A 17,009-nucleotide genomic window follows, 5' to 3' on the forward strand; every position below is an offset into this window, starting at 1 on the left:
TGCCAGAAGGCATTCATCTTCTGCAGGATTCCGGCGTTGACCACCGCGTTGTCGAACGACAGCGAGATCTCGAGGACGCAGAGGATCGCGACGATGCCGAAGGCCTCCCAGCCCCCGTAGAGCACCGCGGCGACCAAGCCGAGCACAGTGATCGCGAACGACCAGCCGAAGGTTTTCAGAATCACTGTCTACCCCATCGTGGAATTCATGGCTTTACGAAACGTTGACCCCGAAGTCTAGAGCGATGCCCCGGAGCCCGGACGCGTACCCCTGGCCCACCGCCCGGAACTTCCATTCGCCGTTGTAGCGGTAGAGCTCGCCGAAGATCATCGCGGTCTCGGTGGAGGCGTCCTCGGAGAGGTCGTACCGGGCGAGTTCCTGACCGTCCAGTTGGTTCACGACGCGGATGAAAGCGTTGCTGACCTGGCCGAAACTCTGGCCGCGGTTGTCGGCGTCATGGATCGACACCGGAAAGACGATCTTGTCGCAGTGCGCCGGGACCTTGTCGAGGTCCACGATCAGGGACTCGTCGTCACCGTCACCCTCGCCGGTGAGGTTGTCGCCGGTGTGTTCGACGGAGCCCTCGGGGCTGCGCAGCTGGTTGTAGAAGACGAAGTACTCGTCCCCGAGCACCCGGCCGGCCTGGCACAGCAGGGCGCTGGCGTCGAGGTCGAAGGGGGCTCCGGTGGTGGAGCGCGCGTCCCAGCCGAGTCCGACGAGGACCTTGGTGAGGTTGGGTGCGGCCTTGGAGAGGGAGACGTTGCCTCCCTTGGCGAGCGTGACGCCCATGTTGCGGTTCCTCCCCGGTGGTGATGAGGCACGTCCGGCGCCGCACGGGAGGTGCGGCGCCGGACGGTTCAAGACGGTTCGGCTCAGACGTTGACGCCGAAGTCCTGCGCGATGCCGCGCAGGCCCGAGGCGTAACCCTGGCCGACGGCGCGGAACTTCCACTCGGCGCCGTGGCGGTACAGCTCGCCGAAGACCATGGCGGTCTCGGTCGAGGCGTCCTCGGAGAGGTCGTACCGGGCGATCTCGGCGCCGCCGGCCTGGTTCACGACGCGGATGAACGCGTTGCGCACCTGGCCGAAGGACTGCTGGCGGTTCTCGGCGTCGTAGATCGACACGGGGAAGACGATCTTGGCCACGTCGGCCGGCACGGTGGCCAGGCTGACCTTGACCTGCTCGTCGTCGCCCTCGCCCTCACCGGTGAGGTTGTCACCGGTGTGCTCGACCGAGCCGTCGGCGCTCTTCAGGTTGTTGAAGAAGACGAAGTCCTGGTCGTTGCGGACCTTGCCCTCCTCGCTCACCAGGATGGCGCTGGCGTCGAGGTCGAAGTCCGTACCGGTGGTGGTGCGGACGTCCCAGCCCAGACCGACGGTCACGGCGGTGAGGCCAGGGGCCTCCTTGGTCAGCGAGACGTTGCCGCCCTTGCTGAGGCTGACTCCCACGAGTCCCTCCATACGTTTTCAGGGGCAGCGCCCCAGTCGTGCGTTGGCATCGGATCAACGACTGGATCCTAGTGACGGGTTCCCGGTCGAAACAGTCGATTCGACCGGTGATTCCGAGGGTGTCGGCCCCGGACCGGCTCAGATGGCGTCGAGCGCCTTCAGGTAGTCGCCGAGGTCGCGGGCGTCCGAAAGGGCGTTGACGACCGTCCAGCGGACCACGCCGTCCCGGTCGATGACGAAGGTGCCGCGCACCGCGCAGCCCTTGTCCTCGTCGAAGACGCCGTAGGCGCGGGAGGCCTCGCCGTGCTTCCAGAAGTCGGAGAGCAGCGGGAAGTCCAGGCCCTCCTGGTCGGCGAAGACGCGCAGGGTGTGGATCGAGTCGTTGGAGACGGCCAGGAGCTGGGTGTCGTCGTTGACGAAGCTCGGCAGGTTGTCGCGCAGCTCGCGCAGCTCGCCGGTGCAGACGCCGGTGAACGCGAACGGGTAGAAGAGCAGCACCACGTTCTTCTCGCCGCGGAAGTCCGAGAGCCTCACGGTGCGGCCGTGGTTGTCCTTCAGCTCGAACTCCGGGGCCTTGGTGCCGACCTCGATGGCCATCGCGTACGCATCCCTTCGACGGACCCGGTCGTCCTTGGGCCGAATCGGTGAGACCCACCCTACGGCCTGCGCACGAAAGCCCCCGCCGGCGGACCGGCGGGGGCTTCTCGCAGCGTGGTGATCAGCGCTTGGGGGCGGTCAGGCGGGTGCCCGTCCAGTCCTTGGCGACGCTGATGCTCTTGGTCTGGGAGAGACCAGCAGTCTGCGCGGCATCGTTGATGTCGGACGGCTCGATGTAGCCGTCACGGCCCGTCTTCGGCGTCAGCAGCCAGATGGTGCCGCCGTCCTCCAGAAGACCGATGGAGTCCACCAGGGCGTCGGTGAGATCACCGTCCTCGTCGCGGAACCAGAGCACGACGGCGTCGGCGACGTCGTCGTAGTCCTCGTCCACGAGGTCCTGGCCGATGATGGACTCGATGCCTTCACGGAGATCCTGGTCGACGTCGTCGTCGTAGCCGATCTCCTGGACCACCTGTCCGGGCTCGAACCCCAGCCTGCCGGCCGGGTTGGTCCGCTCCTCCGCGTGGTCCGCGGTCGCGCTCACGGCTTGCCTCCTGCTCATTCGGAAAATGCTGTGGGCCACGCGTGGGCGCGTGGCGCTGGCCGTAGTCCACACGTGCCGGGGCTGATCGCGCAAGTACCAGGCCGCGGAGACCGCCGAAACGGTGACGTTTGGGGCCGTCTCGCCCCAACTTTCGGCACGCTCGGAGCCTCCTTCGCGATCAGGCACACATGGTTCGTCCCGGTTTACGGACTTCTGCCGTTTCAGTCTGCCGAACGCCCGGACGAAACGCATGCGCGAGTTGGGCGTAAGGTTGCGATTTGACCGCACCCGGCGATGTGGAGGACACCCCTGGGGGTTACCCCCCGGTAAGTGTGACGTCTGGTGTCGGCGGGGTACACGATGGACATCCCGACCACTCCGTGGCCCCGTGGGCACCACCGAACAGCGAAGGAAGAGCGTGGCTCCCGGATCCGATCGCAACCCGATCATCATTGGCGGCCTTCCCAGCCAGGTCCCGGATTTCGACCCGGAAGAGACCCAGGAATGGCTCGACTCCCTCGACGCGGCCGTCGACGAGCGGGGCCGTGAGCGGGCCCGCTACCTCATGCTCCGACTGATCGAGCGGGCCCGCGAGAAGCGCGTGGCCGTGCCCGAGATGCGCAGCTCGGACTACGTCAACACCATCGCCACCAAGGACGAGCCGTTCTTCCCCGGCAACGAGGAGATCGAGCGCAGGGTCCTCAACGCCACCCGGTGGAACGCGGCCGTGATGGTCTCGCGCGCCCAGCGCCCGGGCATCGGCGTCGGCGGCCACATCGCGACCTTCGCCTCCTCCGCCTCGCTCTACGACGTGGGCTTCAACCACTTCTTCCGCGGCAAGGACGAGGGCGACGGCGGCGACCAGATCTTCTTCCAGGGGCACGCCTCCCCGGGCATCTACGCCCGCGCCTACCTCCTGGACCGGCTGAACGACACCCAGCTCGACGGCTTCCGCCAGGAGCGGTCGAAGTTCCCGAACGGGCTTTCGTCGTACCCGCACCCGCGGCTGATGCCGGACTTCTGGGAGTTCCCGACGGTGTCGATGGGCCTCGGCCCGCTCGGCGCGATCTACCAGGCGCGGATCAACCGGTACATGGAGGCGCGCGGCATCGCCGACACCTCCCGGTCCCACGTCTGGGCGTTCCTCGGCGACGGCGAGATGGACGAGGTCGAGTCGCTCGGCCAGCTCTCCATCGCCGCGCGCGAGGGCCTGGACAACCTGACCTTCGTCGTCAACTGCAACCTGCAGCGCCTCGACGGCCCGGTGCGCGGCAACGGCAAGATCATCCAGGAGCTGGAGTCGATCTTCCGGGGCAACGGCTGGAACGTCATCAAGCTGATCTGGGACCGCTCCTGGGACCCGCTGCTCGCGCAGGACCGCGACGGCATCCTGGTCAACAAGCTGAACACCACCCCGGACGGCCAGTTCCAGACGTACGCGACGGAGACCGGCGGCTACATCCGGGACCACTTCTTCGGCGGCGACCACCGGCTGCGGGCGATGGTCGAGGGCATGTCGGACCAGCAGGTCCTGCACCTGGGCCGCGGCGGCCACGACCACAAGAAGATCTACGCGGCGTACGCGGCGGCGAAGGCCCACGCGGGCCAGCCGACCGTGATCCTCGCCCAGACCGTCAAGGGCTGGACGCTGGGCCCGAACTTCGAGGGCCGCAACGCGACCCACCAGATGAAGAAGCTGACGGTCGACGACCTCAAGCGCTTCCGCGACCGGCTGCACATCCCGGTGACGGACCGGCAGTTGGAGGACGGCCTGCCGCCGTACTACCACCCGGGCCGGAACTCCGAGGAGATCCAGTACATGCACGACCGCCGCAAGGCGCTCGGCGGGTACGTGCCGACCCGTGTCGTGCGGGCGAAGCCGCTGGCCCTCCCCGACGACAAGACCTACGCGGGGGCCAGGAAGGGCTCCGGGCAGCAGTCGATCGCCACCACGATGGCGTTCGTCCGCATCCTGAAGGACCTCATGCGGGACAAGGAGATCGGCAAGCGCTTCGTGCTGATCGCCCCCGACGAGTACCGCACCTTCGGCATGGACGCGTTCTTCCCGAGCGCCAAGATCTACAACCCGCTGGGCCAGCAGTACGAGGCGGTGGACCGCGAACTCCTCCTCGCCTACAAGGAGTCGCCGACCGGCCAGATGCTGCACGACGGCATCTCCGAGGCCGGCTGCACGGCCTCGCTGATCGCCGCCGGATCGGCGTACGCCACGCACGGCGAGCCGCTGATCCCGGTGTACGTCTTCTACTCGATGTTCGGTTTCCAGCGGACCGGCGACCAGTTCTGGCAGATGGCGGACCAGCTGGCGCGCGGCTTCGTGCTCGGCGCCACCGCCGGCCGCACCACGCTGACCGGCGAGGGCCTCCAGCACGCGGACGGCCACTCGCACCTGATCGCCTCGACGAACCCGGCCTGCATCGCGTACGACCCGGCGTTCGGCTTCGAGATCGCGCACATCGTCAAGGACGGTCTGCGACGGATGTACGGCTCCGCCGCCGAGGACGTCTTCTACTACCTGACCGTCTACAACGAGCCGATCCAGCACCCGGCCGAGCCCGCGGACGTGGACGTGGAGGGCATCCTCCAGGGCATCCACCGCCTCGGGCCGGCCGAGGCCGGCGCGATCCCGGCGCAGATCATGGCCTCGGGCGTCGCGGTGCCGTGGGCGATCGAGGCGCAGAAGATCCTCGCCGAGGAGTGGAACGTGCGGGCCGACGTCTGGTCCGCGACCTCCTGGACCGAGCTGCGCCGCGAGGCCGTGGCCGTCGAGGAGCACAACCTGCTCCACCCGGACGAGGAGCAGCGCGTCCCGTACGTGACGCGCAAGCTCCAGGGCGCCGAGGGTCCGTTCGTGGCGGTCTCGGACTGGATGCGGGCGGTGCCGGACCAGATCTCCCGCTGGGTGCCGGGCCGGTACACCTCGCTGGGCGCGGACGGCTTCGGCTTCGCGGACACGCGGGGCGCGGCCCGCCGCTACTTCCACATCGACGCCCAGTCGATCGTGCTGGCCGTGCTGACCGAACTCGCCCGCGAGGGCAAGGTGGACCGCTCGGCCCTGAAGCAGGCCGTGGACCGCTACCAGCTGCTCGACGTGGCGGCCGCCGACCCCGGCGCCGCGGGCGGCGACGCCTGAGCCCGTCGGGCATAGCACCTGGTGAGGGCGGTGGGGCCGGTGGCCTCGCCGCCCTTCGGCGTTCTCTACGATGCCCTGCATGAAGGATCGCTGGGAAGAGCGCACGCAGGTGCCGCTGCTGGTGCTGGCCGTGGCGTTCGGCATCGCGTACGCCGTGCCGATCGTCGCCCCCGGCGCCGACCCGTGGGTGCACCGGCTGTGCACCCACGTCGAGTGGGCCGTGTGGGCGGCCTTCGCCCTGGACTACCTGGTCCGTCTCGCGATCGCCCCGGCCCGGTGGGCCTTCGTCCGCTCGCACCCCCTCGACCTGCTCGCGGTCCTGCTGCCGATGGTGCAGCCGCTGCGGCTGCTGCGGGTGGTGTCCACGCTCCTCCTGGTGGGCCGGCGGGCCCGGATGGCCCCGCAGATAACGCTCACCACCTATGTGGCGGGCGCGGTGGTCGGACTGATGATGTTCGGCTCGCTCGCCGTGCTGCACGTCGAACGGGACGCCCCGGACGGCAACATCAAGACGCTCGGGGACGCGGTCTGGTGGTCGTTCACCACGATGACCACGGTCGGCTACGGCGACCACGCCCCGACCACCGGACTCGGCCGGGTCCTCGCGGTGGGCCTGATGCTCTCGGGCATCGCCCTGCTCGGTGTCGTCACCGCCAACATCGCCGCCTGGTTCATCGCCCGCTTCGACCGGGACGACGCCGTGGAGCGCCGGCAGACCGAACTCCTGGAGGCGCTGACCCTGGAGGTCCGCGAGCTGCGCGCGGAGGTGGCCCGGCTCTCCTGTCCGCCGCGGGTGCCCGCGGCGGACGGGACGCAGGAGCTGCCCGCCCCTACCGCTCCCAGATCTTGAACGCTCTGACCTCGTAGGGAGCCTGCGGCACCCAGGTCCCCCGGCCCGGGTAGGTCTCGAACTCGCCCGCCTCCGCGCACTCGGCGGACTGGTACGTGGTGACCGGCCGTCCCGTGCGGTTCGCCAGGGACTGGGCCGAGGTGCCCGCCGGCAGGACGACGCAGCTGTCGATGTCCGTCGTGGCCAGCTCGTGGGTCTGCGCCCGGCCCTTGAAGTCGGGCTTGGGCCAGAGGCAGAGCCGGCCCGGACCGCAGGCCCCGAGCACGGTCCCGGACGGCGCGGCCGCCACCGGGGCCGCCGACGACGCCGAGACCGCCGAAGTCGCCTGGCCGGCCATGGTCGCCGTGGCCGCCGTGGCCGCCGAGACCGCCGGCTGCGCCCGTACCCCCGTGGCCGCCGGTGCCGCCCGTACCACTGGTGCCGCGGGTGCCGCCGGTGCCGTCAGGACGGTGGTCACGGTGGCGGTCAGGACGGCCGCCGTGGCGAGAAGAGTCTTCGTATACATGCTGATGAACCCCCGTTTCGTCACTCTCTGTAACCACGAGCATGGCGGAGGTCGGCGGGCTACGGAAGAGGGGCCGCCCCCGTTCACGCGAACGGGTGACGGCCCCCTACGGGAACCCTGACGGGAACGCGGACGGACGTCAGATGTGGCCGCCCATGCCGCCCGCCTCGGCGTTCTCGCCGCGCTTGGTGAGCGTGGCGACGAGGGCCGCGACGACGGCGACCCCGCCGGCGACGGTGAAGGCCAGACCCATGCCGTCGAGGAAGGTGTCGTGGATGACCGAGGAGATCTTGTCGAAGAGGTCGGGGGTCATCCCCGGGGCCTTCGCCAGCTCCGGCGGCGCCATGCCGAACTCGGCCGCCTGCTCCAGGCGCGGGTCGGCCGGGACCGGGATGCCGGCCTCCTTCCAGTTGTCCGCGAAGGCACCGGAGACCTTGGAGGACATGACGGCGCCGAGCACGGCCGTGCCGAGCGCGCCGCCGACCTGCATCGCGGCCTGCTGCAGGCCGCCCGCGACGCCGGAGAGTTCCAGCGGCGCGTTGCCGACGATGACCTCGGTGGCGCCGACCATGACCGGGGCGAGACCCAGGCCGAGCAGGGCGAACCAGAGGGACATGACGAGGGTGCCGGTGCCGGCGGAGAGCGTGATCATGCCGAACATCGCGACGGCGGTGCAGACCATGCCGCCGACCAGCGGCACGCGCGGGCCGAACTTGGTGATCAGCGCGCCGGCCAGCGGCGAGGAGACGATCATCATCGCGGTCAGCGGCAGCAGGTGCAGGCCGCTGTCGACCGGGCTGAGCCCCTTCACGCCCTGGAGGTAGAAGGTCACGAAGAACAGGCCGCCCATGAAGGCGAAGGCCATCAGCACCATCAGCACCACGCCGGCCGACAGCGGCACGGAGCGGAACATGCCCAGCGGGACGAGCGGCTCCGCGACCCTGGTCTCCCAGAAGGCGAACACGGCGAAGAGCAGCAGCGCGCCGATCAGGCAGCCCCAGGTCTTGCCGCTGGTCCAGCCCCAGGACTCGCCCGCCTTGATGAGGCTCCAGACGAGGGAGGCCATGGCGCCGGAGAGCAGCAGGATGCCGACGACGTCGAAGGAGCGCGGCGCGTTCTCGGCGCGGTGGTCCTTGAGGATCACCAGGCCGAGGACGAGCGCGACGACGCCGACCGGCACGTTGATGAAGAACACCGACTGCCAGCTGACGTGCTCGACGAGCAGGCCGCCGACGATCGGGCCGCCGGCCGTGGAGGCGCCGATGACCATGCCCCAGATGCCGATCGCCATGTTCAGCTTCTCGGCCGGGAAGGTGGCGCGCAGCAGGCCGAGCGCGGCCGGCATGAGCAGGGCGCCGAAGAGGCCCTGCAGGACGCGGAAGGCGATCACGGCGCCGATGGACTCGGAGAGGCCGATCGCGGCGGAGGCGGCGGCGAAGCCCGCGATGCCGATGAGGAAGGTCTGGCGGTGGCCGAAGCGGTCGCCGAGCTTGCCGGCGGTGATCAGGGCGACGGCGAGGGCGAGCAGGTAGCCGTTGGTGATCCATTGGACCTGGGCGAGCGTGGCGCCGAGGTCGGTCTTGATGGCGGGGTTGGCGATGGCGACGATCGTGCCGTCGAGCGCCACCATCATGACGCCCACGGCGACGGCGAACAGGCTCAGCCACGGGTGGCCGCGCAGTCCCTTCGCCGGGGCCGGGTCGGGTTCCCGGAGGCCCCCCTGACCCTGCGGGGTCTTTTCCACGGTGGTCTGACTAGTCATGCGGACGAGGCTAGTGACAGTCACTGACAATTGACAAAGCGGTTCACGCGTCGGTAACTGTCACGTAGCTCACAGGTACCCTGAGGCGGACCAAACGGCGGAAAAGAGGACCCCTACGTGACCGTGCCCGGCCTGCGCGAGCGCAAGAAGCGGCGCACCCGCGACGCGCTGATCCGGGAGGCCCTGGAGCGCTTCACCACCCAGGGGTACGAGGGGACCACCGTCGACGAGATCGTCGAGGCCGTCGAGGTCTCCCAGCGCACCTTCTTCCGCTACTTCTCCTCCAAGGAGGAGGTCGCCTTCGCCGTCCAGCAGATGGTGGAGGAGCGGTTCGTCCGCACCCTCGGCGAGCGCCCGCCGGACGAGGGACCGCTCGACGCGCTGCGCAACGCCGTCCTCTCCGCGTGGGACACCATCGGCGAGGCCATCACCGAGGTCGTGCCGGTCGAGCTGTACCTGCGGACGTTCCGGCTGATCGAGTCGACGCCCGCGCTGCTCGCCGTCCACCTGCGCCGCTCCACCGAGATGGAGGAGACGATCTCCCGGATCATCGCCGACCGCGAGGGCCTCGACGTGGACGGGGACCCGCGCCCCCGGATCGCCGTGGCGGCGTTCAGCGGTGTCATGCGGGTCACCGGGCAGTTGTGGGGCCGGGGCACGGACCAGAGCCTGGAGACCATGCGCGCCCTCACCGAGCGGTACCTCGACCACATCGGCCCGGCGCTGGCCCCGCACTGGCGGGACGCCTCCTGAACGCCTCCTGGACGCCTCCTGGCGGGGACCCCGCCGATCGGGCCCCGCCCGGGCGGGGCGCCCCTCGGGACGGTTCCCGCCGGTCGGCCCCGCACCGGTGGGACCGGTGCGGCGAGGGGTTCGGCTCCGCTCCGTAACCCGCGCCCCGTAGGGTGGCGCCCCGTGACCTCAGCCGATGCCTCCCCCACCCTCACCGTCGCGCGCGCCCTGCTGGCGCTCGGCGTGGTGTTCGTGCTCCTCGCGATCACCGGGTGGACGACGATCCGGCACCGGCCGGTGCCCGGCCCGTCGCGCGGGACGGCCCTCGCCGCCTGGGCGCACGACCGGATCGACCACCGCCCGCTGCCCGACGCCGTGACCGCGCCGGCACGTACCGTCGCCGCGTTCTTCGCCGGACTCGGCCCCGCGCGCGGGGCCCTGCTCGCCGAGCGGCACCCGCTCGTCGTCGGCAACCTCAACGGCGCCCCGGTCACCCTGCGCTACCGCGCCAACCGGATCACGCTCGGCCGGGCGCTCGACGCCGAACGGGAGCGGGTCGACGACACCCGGCTGTCGCCCGAGGGACGCCACGAGGCGCGCCGCCGGTTCGACCGCTTCGCCTCGCTGATGCGGCCGGGCCGTCAGATCCTCGCCTTCGACCCGACGGGTACGGGGCGGACGGCCGAGGTCCTCGGCGACCTGGACCGGGCCCGGCGGGTCTCGGTGATCGTGCCCGGCGTCGACACGAACCTGCTCACGTTCCAGAAGACCCGCGGCCGGTACGGGGCCCCGGAGGGCATGGCCAGCGCGCTCTTCGCCGCCGAGCGGCAGGCCTCGCCCCGCGCCCGCGTGGCGGTGATCGCGTGGGCCGACTTCACCGCGCCCGCCGGGGTCGGCGTCGACGCGGCGACCGGCCGACTGGCCGAAAGCGGCGCCGTGCGGCTCGTGAAACTGAGCGAGGCGCTCCCCGGGGACGCGCGCGTGGCGCTGTTCTGCCACAGCTACGGCTCCGTGCTGTGCGGGGTCGCCGCGCCCCGGCTGCCCGCCCGGGTGACGGACGTCGCCGTGGCAGGGAGCCCCGGCATGCGGGTGGAGCGGGCGACCGAACTCGCCACCCACGCGCGCGTGTGGGCGATGCGGGACGCCGACGACTGGATCGCCGACGTGCCCCACCTGGAGCTGGGCGGGGTCGGGCACGGCGCCGACCCGATGGCGCCGGAGTTCGGGGCGCGGCTGCTCTCGGCGGACGGCGCGGTCGGTCACAGCGGCTATTTCGAGCCCGGCACGGAAAGCCTCGGGAACTTCGCCGCGATAGGCGTCGGCGCCTTCCCGAGTGTCGTCTGCGCACGTGCCGACAGCGCTTGCCACGACGGAATATCCGGCGCGGAAGGGTCCTGACGCGCGTAGATCACGCGATTTCCGGACCTTTCACAGGGGCGACGCAGCGGCACGCGCCGCTTACGATGAGGCGTATGGGTGATGTGCTGGCCGGAAATCATGCCACCTGGGAGTTCGAGAGCGACGCCCTCCTCATCCGTTTCGATCGGGGGAACCGCACGCCGAAACTCCTCAGTGTGCTGCGCGAACGACGAGTACCGCACGAGGCGTTGGCATCCGTGACGCTGACGCCCGGCAAACGGGGCACCGTGGTGCTGCACGCGGTGCCGAGACCGGGTGCCGATCCGCTGATGGAAGTGGCCGCGGGGCAGCTCAAGGAAGCCTGCGACCCGTACCGGCTCGTGCTGCCCGCGGATCGGGAGACGCTCGCCGAGTACTACCGGGACGAGCTGCGGGCCCGCCTCCCCGCGGACGCCGTGACCGCGGTCGACCCCTTGGGCCCGGTCGACCCCCTCGACGCGATCGACCGCCTGAGCGCGGTCGCGCCCCGGGACCCGGTCGACGCCATGGGCGCGGTCGACGCCGCGACCGGTACGGACGTCGGGGCCGCGGGGGCCCCGACGCCCGTCGACCGGTTCCTGGTGGCGCCGCCGCAGGGGCCGCAGTCGTTCAAGACGTACGACGGGAAGGCGAGTTTCGACGGGGTCTCGGAGGTCTCGTTCCGCTGGTCGTGGACCGGGGCGTCGACCGAGAAGTGGAAGGCGGGCGACCAGACCTTCTCGGTGCGGGACCTGTGCGGGGTGGAGTGGCGTTCGCCCGAGGTCCTCGACGGGTACCTGCGCCTGGTGCCCCGGGGCGGGGCGCCGCGGCCGACGCAGCCGGACCTGGACCCGGCGTCGGTCGTCTTCGGCCTCGGCTACGGTCCGGTGCACCTGTCGCTCCCCTTCGCCGCGGCGGTCCTCGCCGCGATCCGGGGCCGCGCCGCGGACCGCGTGCCCGTCCCGGTCGCCGTTCCTGCCGGGATGCGGGACGGGGCGAGCCGCGACCCCGGGGCCGTGGCGGAACGGATCCGGCACCTGGGCGAGCTGCACCAGGCGGGTCTGGTGACGGACGCGGAGTTCTCGGCGAAGAAGGCGGAGCTCCTCGCGGAACTCTGAGCCGAGCTCCGCACGGAACTCTGCATCGAGCCAGGTACGGAGCTCTGTACGGAACGGAACTCTGTATGGAGCTCTGTACGGAGTTCCGGGCTGAGCTCCGGCGAAGGGGATCGGGGAACCGGAGCGCCGGAGCGCCGGAGGTCATACCCCGGTATCAGGCCGCACCCCGGTCCCCGGTATGACGTCGGGGGCGGGGTGCGCTGCCTACCCTGAGCTGGTCATGGCTACCGAACCGCGGCCCGAGCCGCCCACCGCCCGCCCGTCCACCGGACGCCCGTCCGCTGTCCGCCCGCCGGACGGACGGCCGTCCGGCGGCGGTCCGTCCGGCGCCGGTCCGTCCGGTGCCCGCAGGCTCCGTGTCCGCCGGTTCACCGCCCGGACGAGGGGGATGTTCCAGGGGCTCGGGTCCGCGCTGACCACGCCGTCGACGCCGGGGGCGCCGCTGCTCGCCGACGCGTCCTCGCGGTGGGTGCGGCTGCTGCCGTACGCCGTGGCGTTCGCGTGCGTCGCGGCCCTGCTTCCCTCGTCGATCGTGTTGCTCATCGGGGACTACGGGGTCAACGGCGCCCTCGCCGGGGCGCTCGCCACCGCGCAGACGCTGCCGCTGCTGCTCGCCGTCGCCCGTCCCCTCCAGGCGTGGTGGATCGTCTTCGCCGCCGATGTGCTGGGCGCGCTGGTGCTGCTCGGCGCGGACGGCACGCGGGCGGACTACTGGCCGTGGCCGCCGCCGGTGCTCGTCGGCTACTGCGCGCTGATGGTCGCGCTCGGCCTGCGCGAGTCGCGCCGGGCGCTGTTCGGCGTGTGGCTCGCCACCGGGGTGGCCGGTTACGTCCTGGAGGCGTTCCGGCCGGACGGGTACACCAGCATCCACACCCTGCTGCTGGTGCTGAGCGGGGTGCTGCTGCTCCTGACCTCGGCGGTGCGTGCCCGGGGCGACGCGCAGCGGCGGCTCGTGGAGCAGGAGACGATCAGCGAGGCGGAGCGGGCCCGCCGCACGCTCCTGGAGGAGCGGGCGAGGATCGCGCGCGAGCTGCACGACGTGGTGGCCCACCACATGTCCGTGATCACCGTGCAGGCCGACTCGGCGCCGTACCGCATCCCTGGGCTTCCGGACGCGGCCCGCGAGGAGTTCGCCTCGATCGCGGCGAGCGCACGCGAGTCGTTGGCCGAGATGCGGCGGCTGCTGTCGGTGCTGCGCAGTGACGGCGGCGAGGGCGAGCGGGCGCCGCAGCCGGGCCTGGACCGGGTCCAGCAGCTGGTCGAGGCGACCGTACGGGCCGGGGTGCCGGCCGAGTTGCGGCTCGCCGCCGACCTCGGGGACGTACCGCAGGCGGTCGACCTGTCGGCGTACCGGATCGTGCAGGAGGCTCTGGCGAACGTGGTGCGGCACGCGCCGGGGGCGTCGACCCGGGTGTCGGTGCGGGCGGAGGACGGGTGGTTGACGGTCCTCGTCGTCAACGGGCCCGCGACGGAGCCGGGTTCCGCGGTGGAGCGCGGCGCGGCGGGCACCGGGCACGGGCTCGTCGGGATGCGGGAGCGCGTACGGTTGACCGGCGGCTCGCTCGACACCGGGCCGCTGCCGGACGGCGGTTTCCGGGTGGCCGCCCGGCTGCCCCTGGCGCCGGACCCGGTGCCGCCCACGGACCCGTCCACGGACCACGTGCCGCCCACGGACCCGGCGCCGTCCGTCGAGGCGGACCGATCGGCGGCACACGCCGGGCCGGCGCCCGCCACGACCCCGGAGGACCCCGAGTGACCATCCGCGTGATCATCGTCGACGACCAGGCCATGGTGCGGGCCGGTTTCGCCGCGCTGCTGGCCGCCCAGCCCGACATCGACGTGGTCGGCGAGGCCCCCGACGGCCGCGCCGGCGTGGAGGTGGCGCGGTCGGCGCACCCGGACGTGGTCCTCATGGACGTGCGGATGCCGGAGCTCGACGGGCTCGCGGCGGCGCGGGAGATCCTGCACCCGCCGGCCGGTGTCACGCACCGGCCGAAGGTGCTGATGCTGACCACCTTCGACGTCGACGACTACGTGTACGAGGCGCTGCGGGCGGGCGCGTCCGGCTTCCTCCTCAAGGACGCGCCGCCCGCCGACCTCATCGCGGCGGTACGGGTGGTGGCGGCCGGCGAGGCGCTGCTCGCCCCGTCCGTGACCCGGCGCCTGATCGCCGACTTCGCCGCGTCCCGCCCCGCGCCGCGCCGCGACACGACCGCGCTGCGCCTCAACGGCCTCACCCCGCGCGAGACCGAGGTCCTGGAGCTGATCGCGCGGGGCCTGTCCAACCAGGAGATCGCGGACCACCTGGTGCTCGCCGAGCAGACGGTGAAGACCCACATCGGGCGCGTCCTCGCCAAGTTGGACCTGCGCGACCGGGCGCAGGCGGTGGTCTTCGCGTACGAGTCGGGCCTCGTCACCCCGGGCGACTCCGGCCGCTGACCCCGCACGCCGCCGCGCCGGCCTCGGCGACTCCGGCCGCTGACCCCGCACGCCACCGGGCGCGACCCGACCCACGCGCCACCCCGCACCCCGCACCCCGCACCCCAACACGCACCCCGCCACCCACCCGGGGGAAAACCCCACCCCTCCCCGGGGGCTGGCAGCTCCTCCACCCCCTACCCCGGTATCAGAAGGGAGTTGGCTCCCGGGTGTGACGCGTCGTCACCCGTCGTCTTCCTACCTTCCTCTCGCCGACGAACGAGCGAGTACCGGAGAGGGAGGGCGACCCCATGCGCCGCTTTGCGAGGACCCTGACCAGCGTGGCCCTGGTGGCCGCCGTGATCGCGGGGACGGCCGGCTGGGCGTCCGGGAACGCCCAGGAGGCCGTGACCGGGGCGCCGGCGGGGACGGGGGCGTGGCGGGCGGCGGGGCTGCCGGACCCGGAGCGGATGGCGCCGGCCGAGGTGGCGCGGTACTTCGCGGGCCTGGGCCCCGTGCGGCGGAGGGAACTGGCCCGGACGTACCCGACGGTCGTCGGGAACCTGGACGGCGCGCCGCTGGAGCTGCGGTACGAGGCCAACGGGCGTTCCGTGCGCGGGGAGTTCGGCGGGGCGCGGGTGCTGGCCCACGATCCGCGCGGCCGGGGGCAGGTGGCCCTGGTGTACGGGGACCTGGCGCGGGCGGAGCACGTGGCCGTGATCGTGCCGGGGTCCGACGTGGACGCCGGTCACGTGCGGCCGCTCGCGGACATGGCGACCGCGCTGCGCCGGGCGACCGGCGAGCGGACGGCGGTCGTCGCCTGGGTCGGGTACACCACCCCCGTCGGGGTCGGCCTGGACGCGGCAACCGGACGGCTCGCGGAGGCCGGGGCGGAGCGGCTGACCCGGTTCGCGGACGGCCTCGCGGCGGTCGGCGCGGCCGAACCGGCGGTGTTCTGCCACAGCTACGGCTCCGTCGTCTGCGGCCTCGCCGCCCGCGGCCTGAAGGCCAAGGACCTCGTCGTCCTCGGCTCCCCCGGGATGCGCGCCGGGAACGTCGCCGAGCTCGGCACCTCCGCCCGGGTCTGGGCGGCGAAGGACCCCACCGATTGGATCGACCGGGTCCCGAACGTCGAGGTCGCGGGCCTCGGGCACGGCACGGACCCCACCGACCCGGACTTCGGGGCCCGCCGGATCCCGGCCGACGACGCCATGGGCCACGGCGGTTACTTCGCCGCGGGCACCGGCTCGCTGCGCGCCTTCGCGGCGATCGCCGAGGGGGACGTCCGATGAGCACCCTCGCCGCCGCGGTCCGGAGGACGGCCGCCAGGATCGAGTCCGGCACCCCCGCCCACCGCGACCGGGCGATCGACGGGCTCCGCGCCCTCGCGCTGCTCGCCGTGCCGACCGGGCACTGGCTGCTCGGCGGCTTCACGCTCTCCGCCGACGGGGCGATCCACAACGCGAGCCCGCTGGGCGCCTTCGCCGGGCTCGCCCCGGTCAGCTGGATCCTCCAGATGCTGGGGATCTTCTTCCTGGTCGGCGGCTACGCCTCGGTGCTGTCGTACCGGCGCCGCGAGGGTTCCACGGGCGAGTGGCTGAGGGGTCGGCTGGCCCGGCTCGGCCGCCCGGTCATCGGGGTCACGGCCGTGTGGGCGGCGCTGCTGCCGCTGCTCCACTTCGGCGTCGGGGTGCCCGTGGACACCCTGCGGACGGCGTCGACGCTGGTGATCCAGCCGCTGTGGTTCGTCGGCGTGTACACGGTGGTCACCGCGCTGACCCCGTTCTGCGTCCGGCTCGCCCGCCGGCTCGGCGTGTGGGCCGCGGCGCCGCTGCTCGCGTCGGTCGCCGTCGTCGACTTCCTGCGGTACGGGCCGTACGCCGACGCCGTGCCGTCCTGGCTGAGCCTCCTGAACATCCTGCCCGGCTGGCTGTTCGCCTACCAGCTCGGCGTCTCGTGGGGCGAGGGGCGGGTCGCCCGGCGGCACGCCTGGGCGCTGCTGCTCGGCGGGGCCGCGCTCTTCGCGGCGCTCCTGGTGTTCTTCGGCTACCCGGCGTCGATGGTCGGCGTCCCCGGCGAGGCCCGCACCAACTCGCACCCGCCGTCGCTGCTCGTCCTCGCCCTCGCCGCCGCGCAGAGCGGCGCGGCGGTCCTGCTCCGCGACCGGCTCGGCGCGCTCCTGAGGCGGCCGGCGCTGTGGGCGCCCGTCGTGGTCGTCAACCTGTCCGCGATGACGATCCTGTGCTGGCACCAGACGGCGATGCTCGCGGCCGCGGTCCCGGGCTCGTACCTCGGGGAGGTCCCGGGGCTCGTCGGGGCGCCGGACTCGGTCGGCTGGATCCTCGCCCGGCTGGCGTGGATGCCGGTCTTCGCCGGGCTCCTCGTCCTCGTCGGGCGGTACGCGCGGGGCTTCGAGTCCCCGTGGGCGAAGACCGGACCGGCCCGCCGCGCCGCGGCGGGGCTGCTCGCGGCGGGCTTCGCGGTCTTCGCCCTGGGGCTCGCGTGAT

15 protein-coding genes and 1 pseudogene are annotated in these 17,009 nt (G+C 72.3%); 9 read left to right on the forward strand and 7 right to left on the reverse strand.

Annotation, left to right across the window (positions count from 1 at the left end; translation table 11 throughout):
* The 5 genes and pseudogenes from ACIQFX_RS10110 to ACIQFX_RS10130 all read right to left on the reverse strand — a co-directional run.
* A pseudogene (locus ACIQFX_RS10110) lies at window positions 1–185 on the reverse strand (hypothetical protein); the annotation flags it as partial.
* A 28-nt stretch (window positions 186–213) separates the two neighbouring features.
* Window positions 214–789, reverse strand: a complete 576-nt coding sequence (locus ACIQFX_RS10115) for a TerD family protein (RefSeq protein WP_033205936.1) — start codon at window positions 787–789, stop codon at window positions 214–216.
* A gap of 83 nt (window positions 790–872) precedes the next feature.
* Entirely contained in the window at window positions 873–1,448 is a 576-nt protein-coding gene (locus tag ACIQFX_RS10120) for a TerD family protein (protein WP_026058190.1), read from the reverse strand.
* A gap of 138 nt (window positions 1,449–1,586) precedes the next feature.
* Window positions 1,587–2,045 carry a peroxiredoxin gene (locus ACIQFX_RS10125; RefSeq protein ID WP_402460737.1) on the reverse strand — a complete coding sequence of 153 codons (459 nt, stop codon included), beginning with the start codon at window positions 2,043–2,045 and terminating at the stop codon, window positions 1,587–1,589.
* Window positions 2,046–2,166: 121 nt separating this feature from the next.
* Window positions 2,167–2,589 carry a DUF3052 domain-containing protein gene (locus ACIQFX_RS10130; protein ID WP_367825456.1) on the reverse strand — a complete coding sequence of 141 codons (423 nt, stop codon included), beginning with the start codon at window positions 2,587–2,589 and terminating at the stop codon, window positions 2,167–2,169.
* A gap of 418 nt (window positions 2,590–3,007) precedes the next feature.
* On the opposite strand from ACIQFX_RS10130, the gene aceE reads away from it, so the two are divergent.
* Both aceE and ACIQFX_RS10140 read left to right on the forward strand, forming a co-directional pair.
* Window positions 3,008–5,740: a pyruvate dehydrogenase (acetyl-transferring), homodimeric type gene (gene aceE, locus ACIQFX_RS10135; protein WP_402460740.1), complete on the forward strand. Its 2,733-nt coding sequence runs from the start codon at window positions 3,008–3,010 to the stop codon at window positions 5,738–5,740.
* A 79-nt stretch (window positions 5,741–5,819) separates the two neighbouring features.
* On the forward strand, window positions 5,820–6,590 hold the full coding sequence (locus ACIQFX_RS10140; RefSeq protein ID WP_402460741.1) for a potassium channel family protein: 771 nt from the start codon (window positions 5,820–5,822) through the stop codon (window positions 6,588–6,590).
* Here ACIQFX_RS10140 and ACIQFX_RS10145 read toward each other — a convergent pair.
* Window positions 6,571–7,095 carry a peptidase inhibitor family I36 protein gene (locus tag ACIQFX_RS10145; RefSeq protein ID WP_402460743.1) on the reverse strand — a complete coding sequence of 175 codons (525 nt, stop codon included), beginning with the start codon at window positions 7,093–7,095 and terminating at the stop codon, window positions 6,571–6,573. The two genes, ACIQFX_RS10140 and ACIQFX_RS10145, sit on opposite strands and share 20 nt — an antisense overlap.
* Window positions 7,096–7,234: 139 nt before the next feature.
* Window positions 7,235–8,857, reverse strand: a complete 1,623-nt coding sequence (locus tag ACIQFX_RS10150) for an MFS transporter (RefSeq protein ID WP_402460744.1) — start codon at window positions 8,855–8,857, stop codon at window positions 7,235–7,237.
* A 117-nt stretch (window positions 8,858–8,974) separates the two neighbouring features.
* On the opposite strand from ACIQFX_RS10150, the gene ACIQFX_RS10155 reads away from it, so the two are divergent.
* The 7 genes from ACIQFX_RS10155 to ACIQFX_RS10185 all read left to right on the forward strand — a co-directional run bounded on the left by ACIQFX_RS10155 (window position 8,975) and on the right by ACIQFX_RS10185 (window position 17,008).
* The gene (locus ACIQFX_RS10155; protein ID WP_402460746.1) at window positions 8,975–9,610 is read left to right on the forward strand and encodes a TetR/AcrR family transcriptional regulator; all 636 of its coding nucleotides are present in this window, start codon (window positions 8,975–8,977) and stop codon (window positions 9,608–9,610) included.
* A gap of 162 nt (window positions 9,611–9,772) precedes the next feature.
* Window positions 9,773–10,987, forward strand: a complete 1,215-nt coding sequence (locus tag ACIQFX_RS10160; RefSeq protein ID WP_402460749.1) for an alpha/beta hydrolase — start codon at window positions 9,773–9,775, stop codon at window positions 10,985–10,987.
* 74 nt (window positions 10,988–11,061) lie between these two features.
* Window positions 11,062–12,084 carry a DUF4429 domain-containing protein gene (locus ACIQFX_RS10165; protein ID WP_402460752.1) on the forward strand — a complete coding sequence of 341 codons (1,023 nt, stop codon included), beginning with the start codon at window positions 11,062–11,064 and terminating at the stop codon, window positions 12,082–12,084.
* Between the two features lie 220 nt (window positions 12,085–12,304).
* Window positions 12,305–13,840 (forward strand): sensor histidine kinase, encoded by a 1,536-nt coding sequence (locus ACIQFX_RS10170; RefSeq protein WP_402460754.1) that lies wholly within the window; start codon window positions 12,305–12,307, stop codon window positions 13,838–13,840.
* Entirely contained in the window at window positions 13,837–14,523 is a 687-nt protein-coding gene (locus ACIQFX_RS10175) for a response regulator (RefSeq protein WP_376486841.1), read from the forward strand. Before ACIQFX_RS10170 ends, ACIQFX_RS10175 begins: the two co-directional genes overlap by 4 nt.
* A 290-nt stretch (window positions 14,524–14,813) precedes the next feature.
* Window positions 14,814–15,794 (forward strand): alpha/beta hydrolase, encoded by a 981-nt coding sequence (locus ACIQFX_RS10180; RefSeq protein WP_402460756.1) that lies wholly within the window; start codon window positions 14,814–14,816, stop codon window positions 15,792–15,794.
* A complete protein-coding gene (locus ACIQFX_RS10185) occupies window positions 15,791–17,008 on the forward strand; it encodes an acyltransferase (protein WP_402460758.1) in 1,218 nt (405 codons plus the stop codon). Before ACIQFX_RS10180 ends, ACIQFX_RS10185 begins: the two co-directional genes overlap by 4 nt.
* Window position 17,009 lies beyond the last annotated feature (1 nt).

Origin of the sequence: Streptomyces sp. NPDC093089 (assembly GCF_044754405.1) — a bacterium.
In the GTDB taxonomy this organism is placed as follows: Bacteria; Actinomycetota; Actinomycetes; order Streptomycetales; family Streptomycetaceae; genus Streptomyces.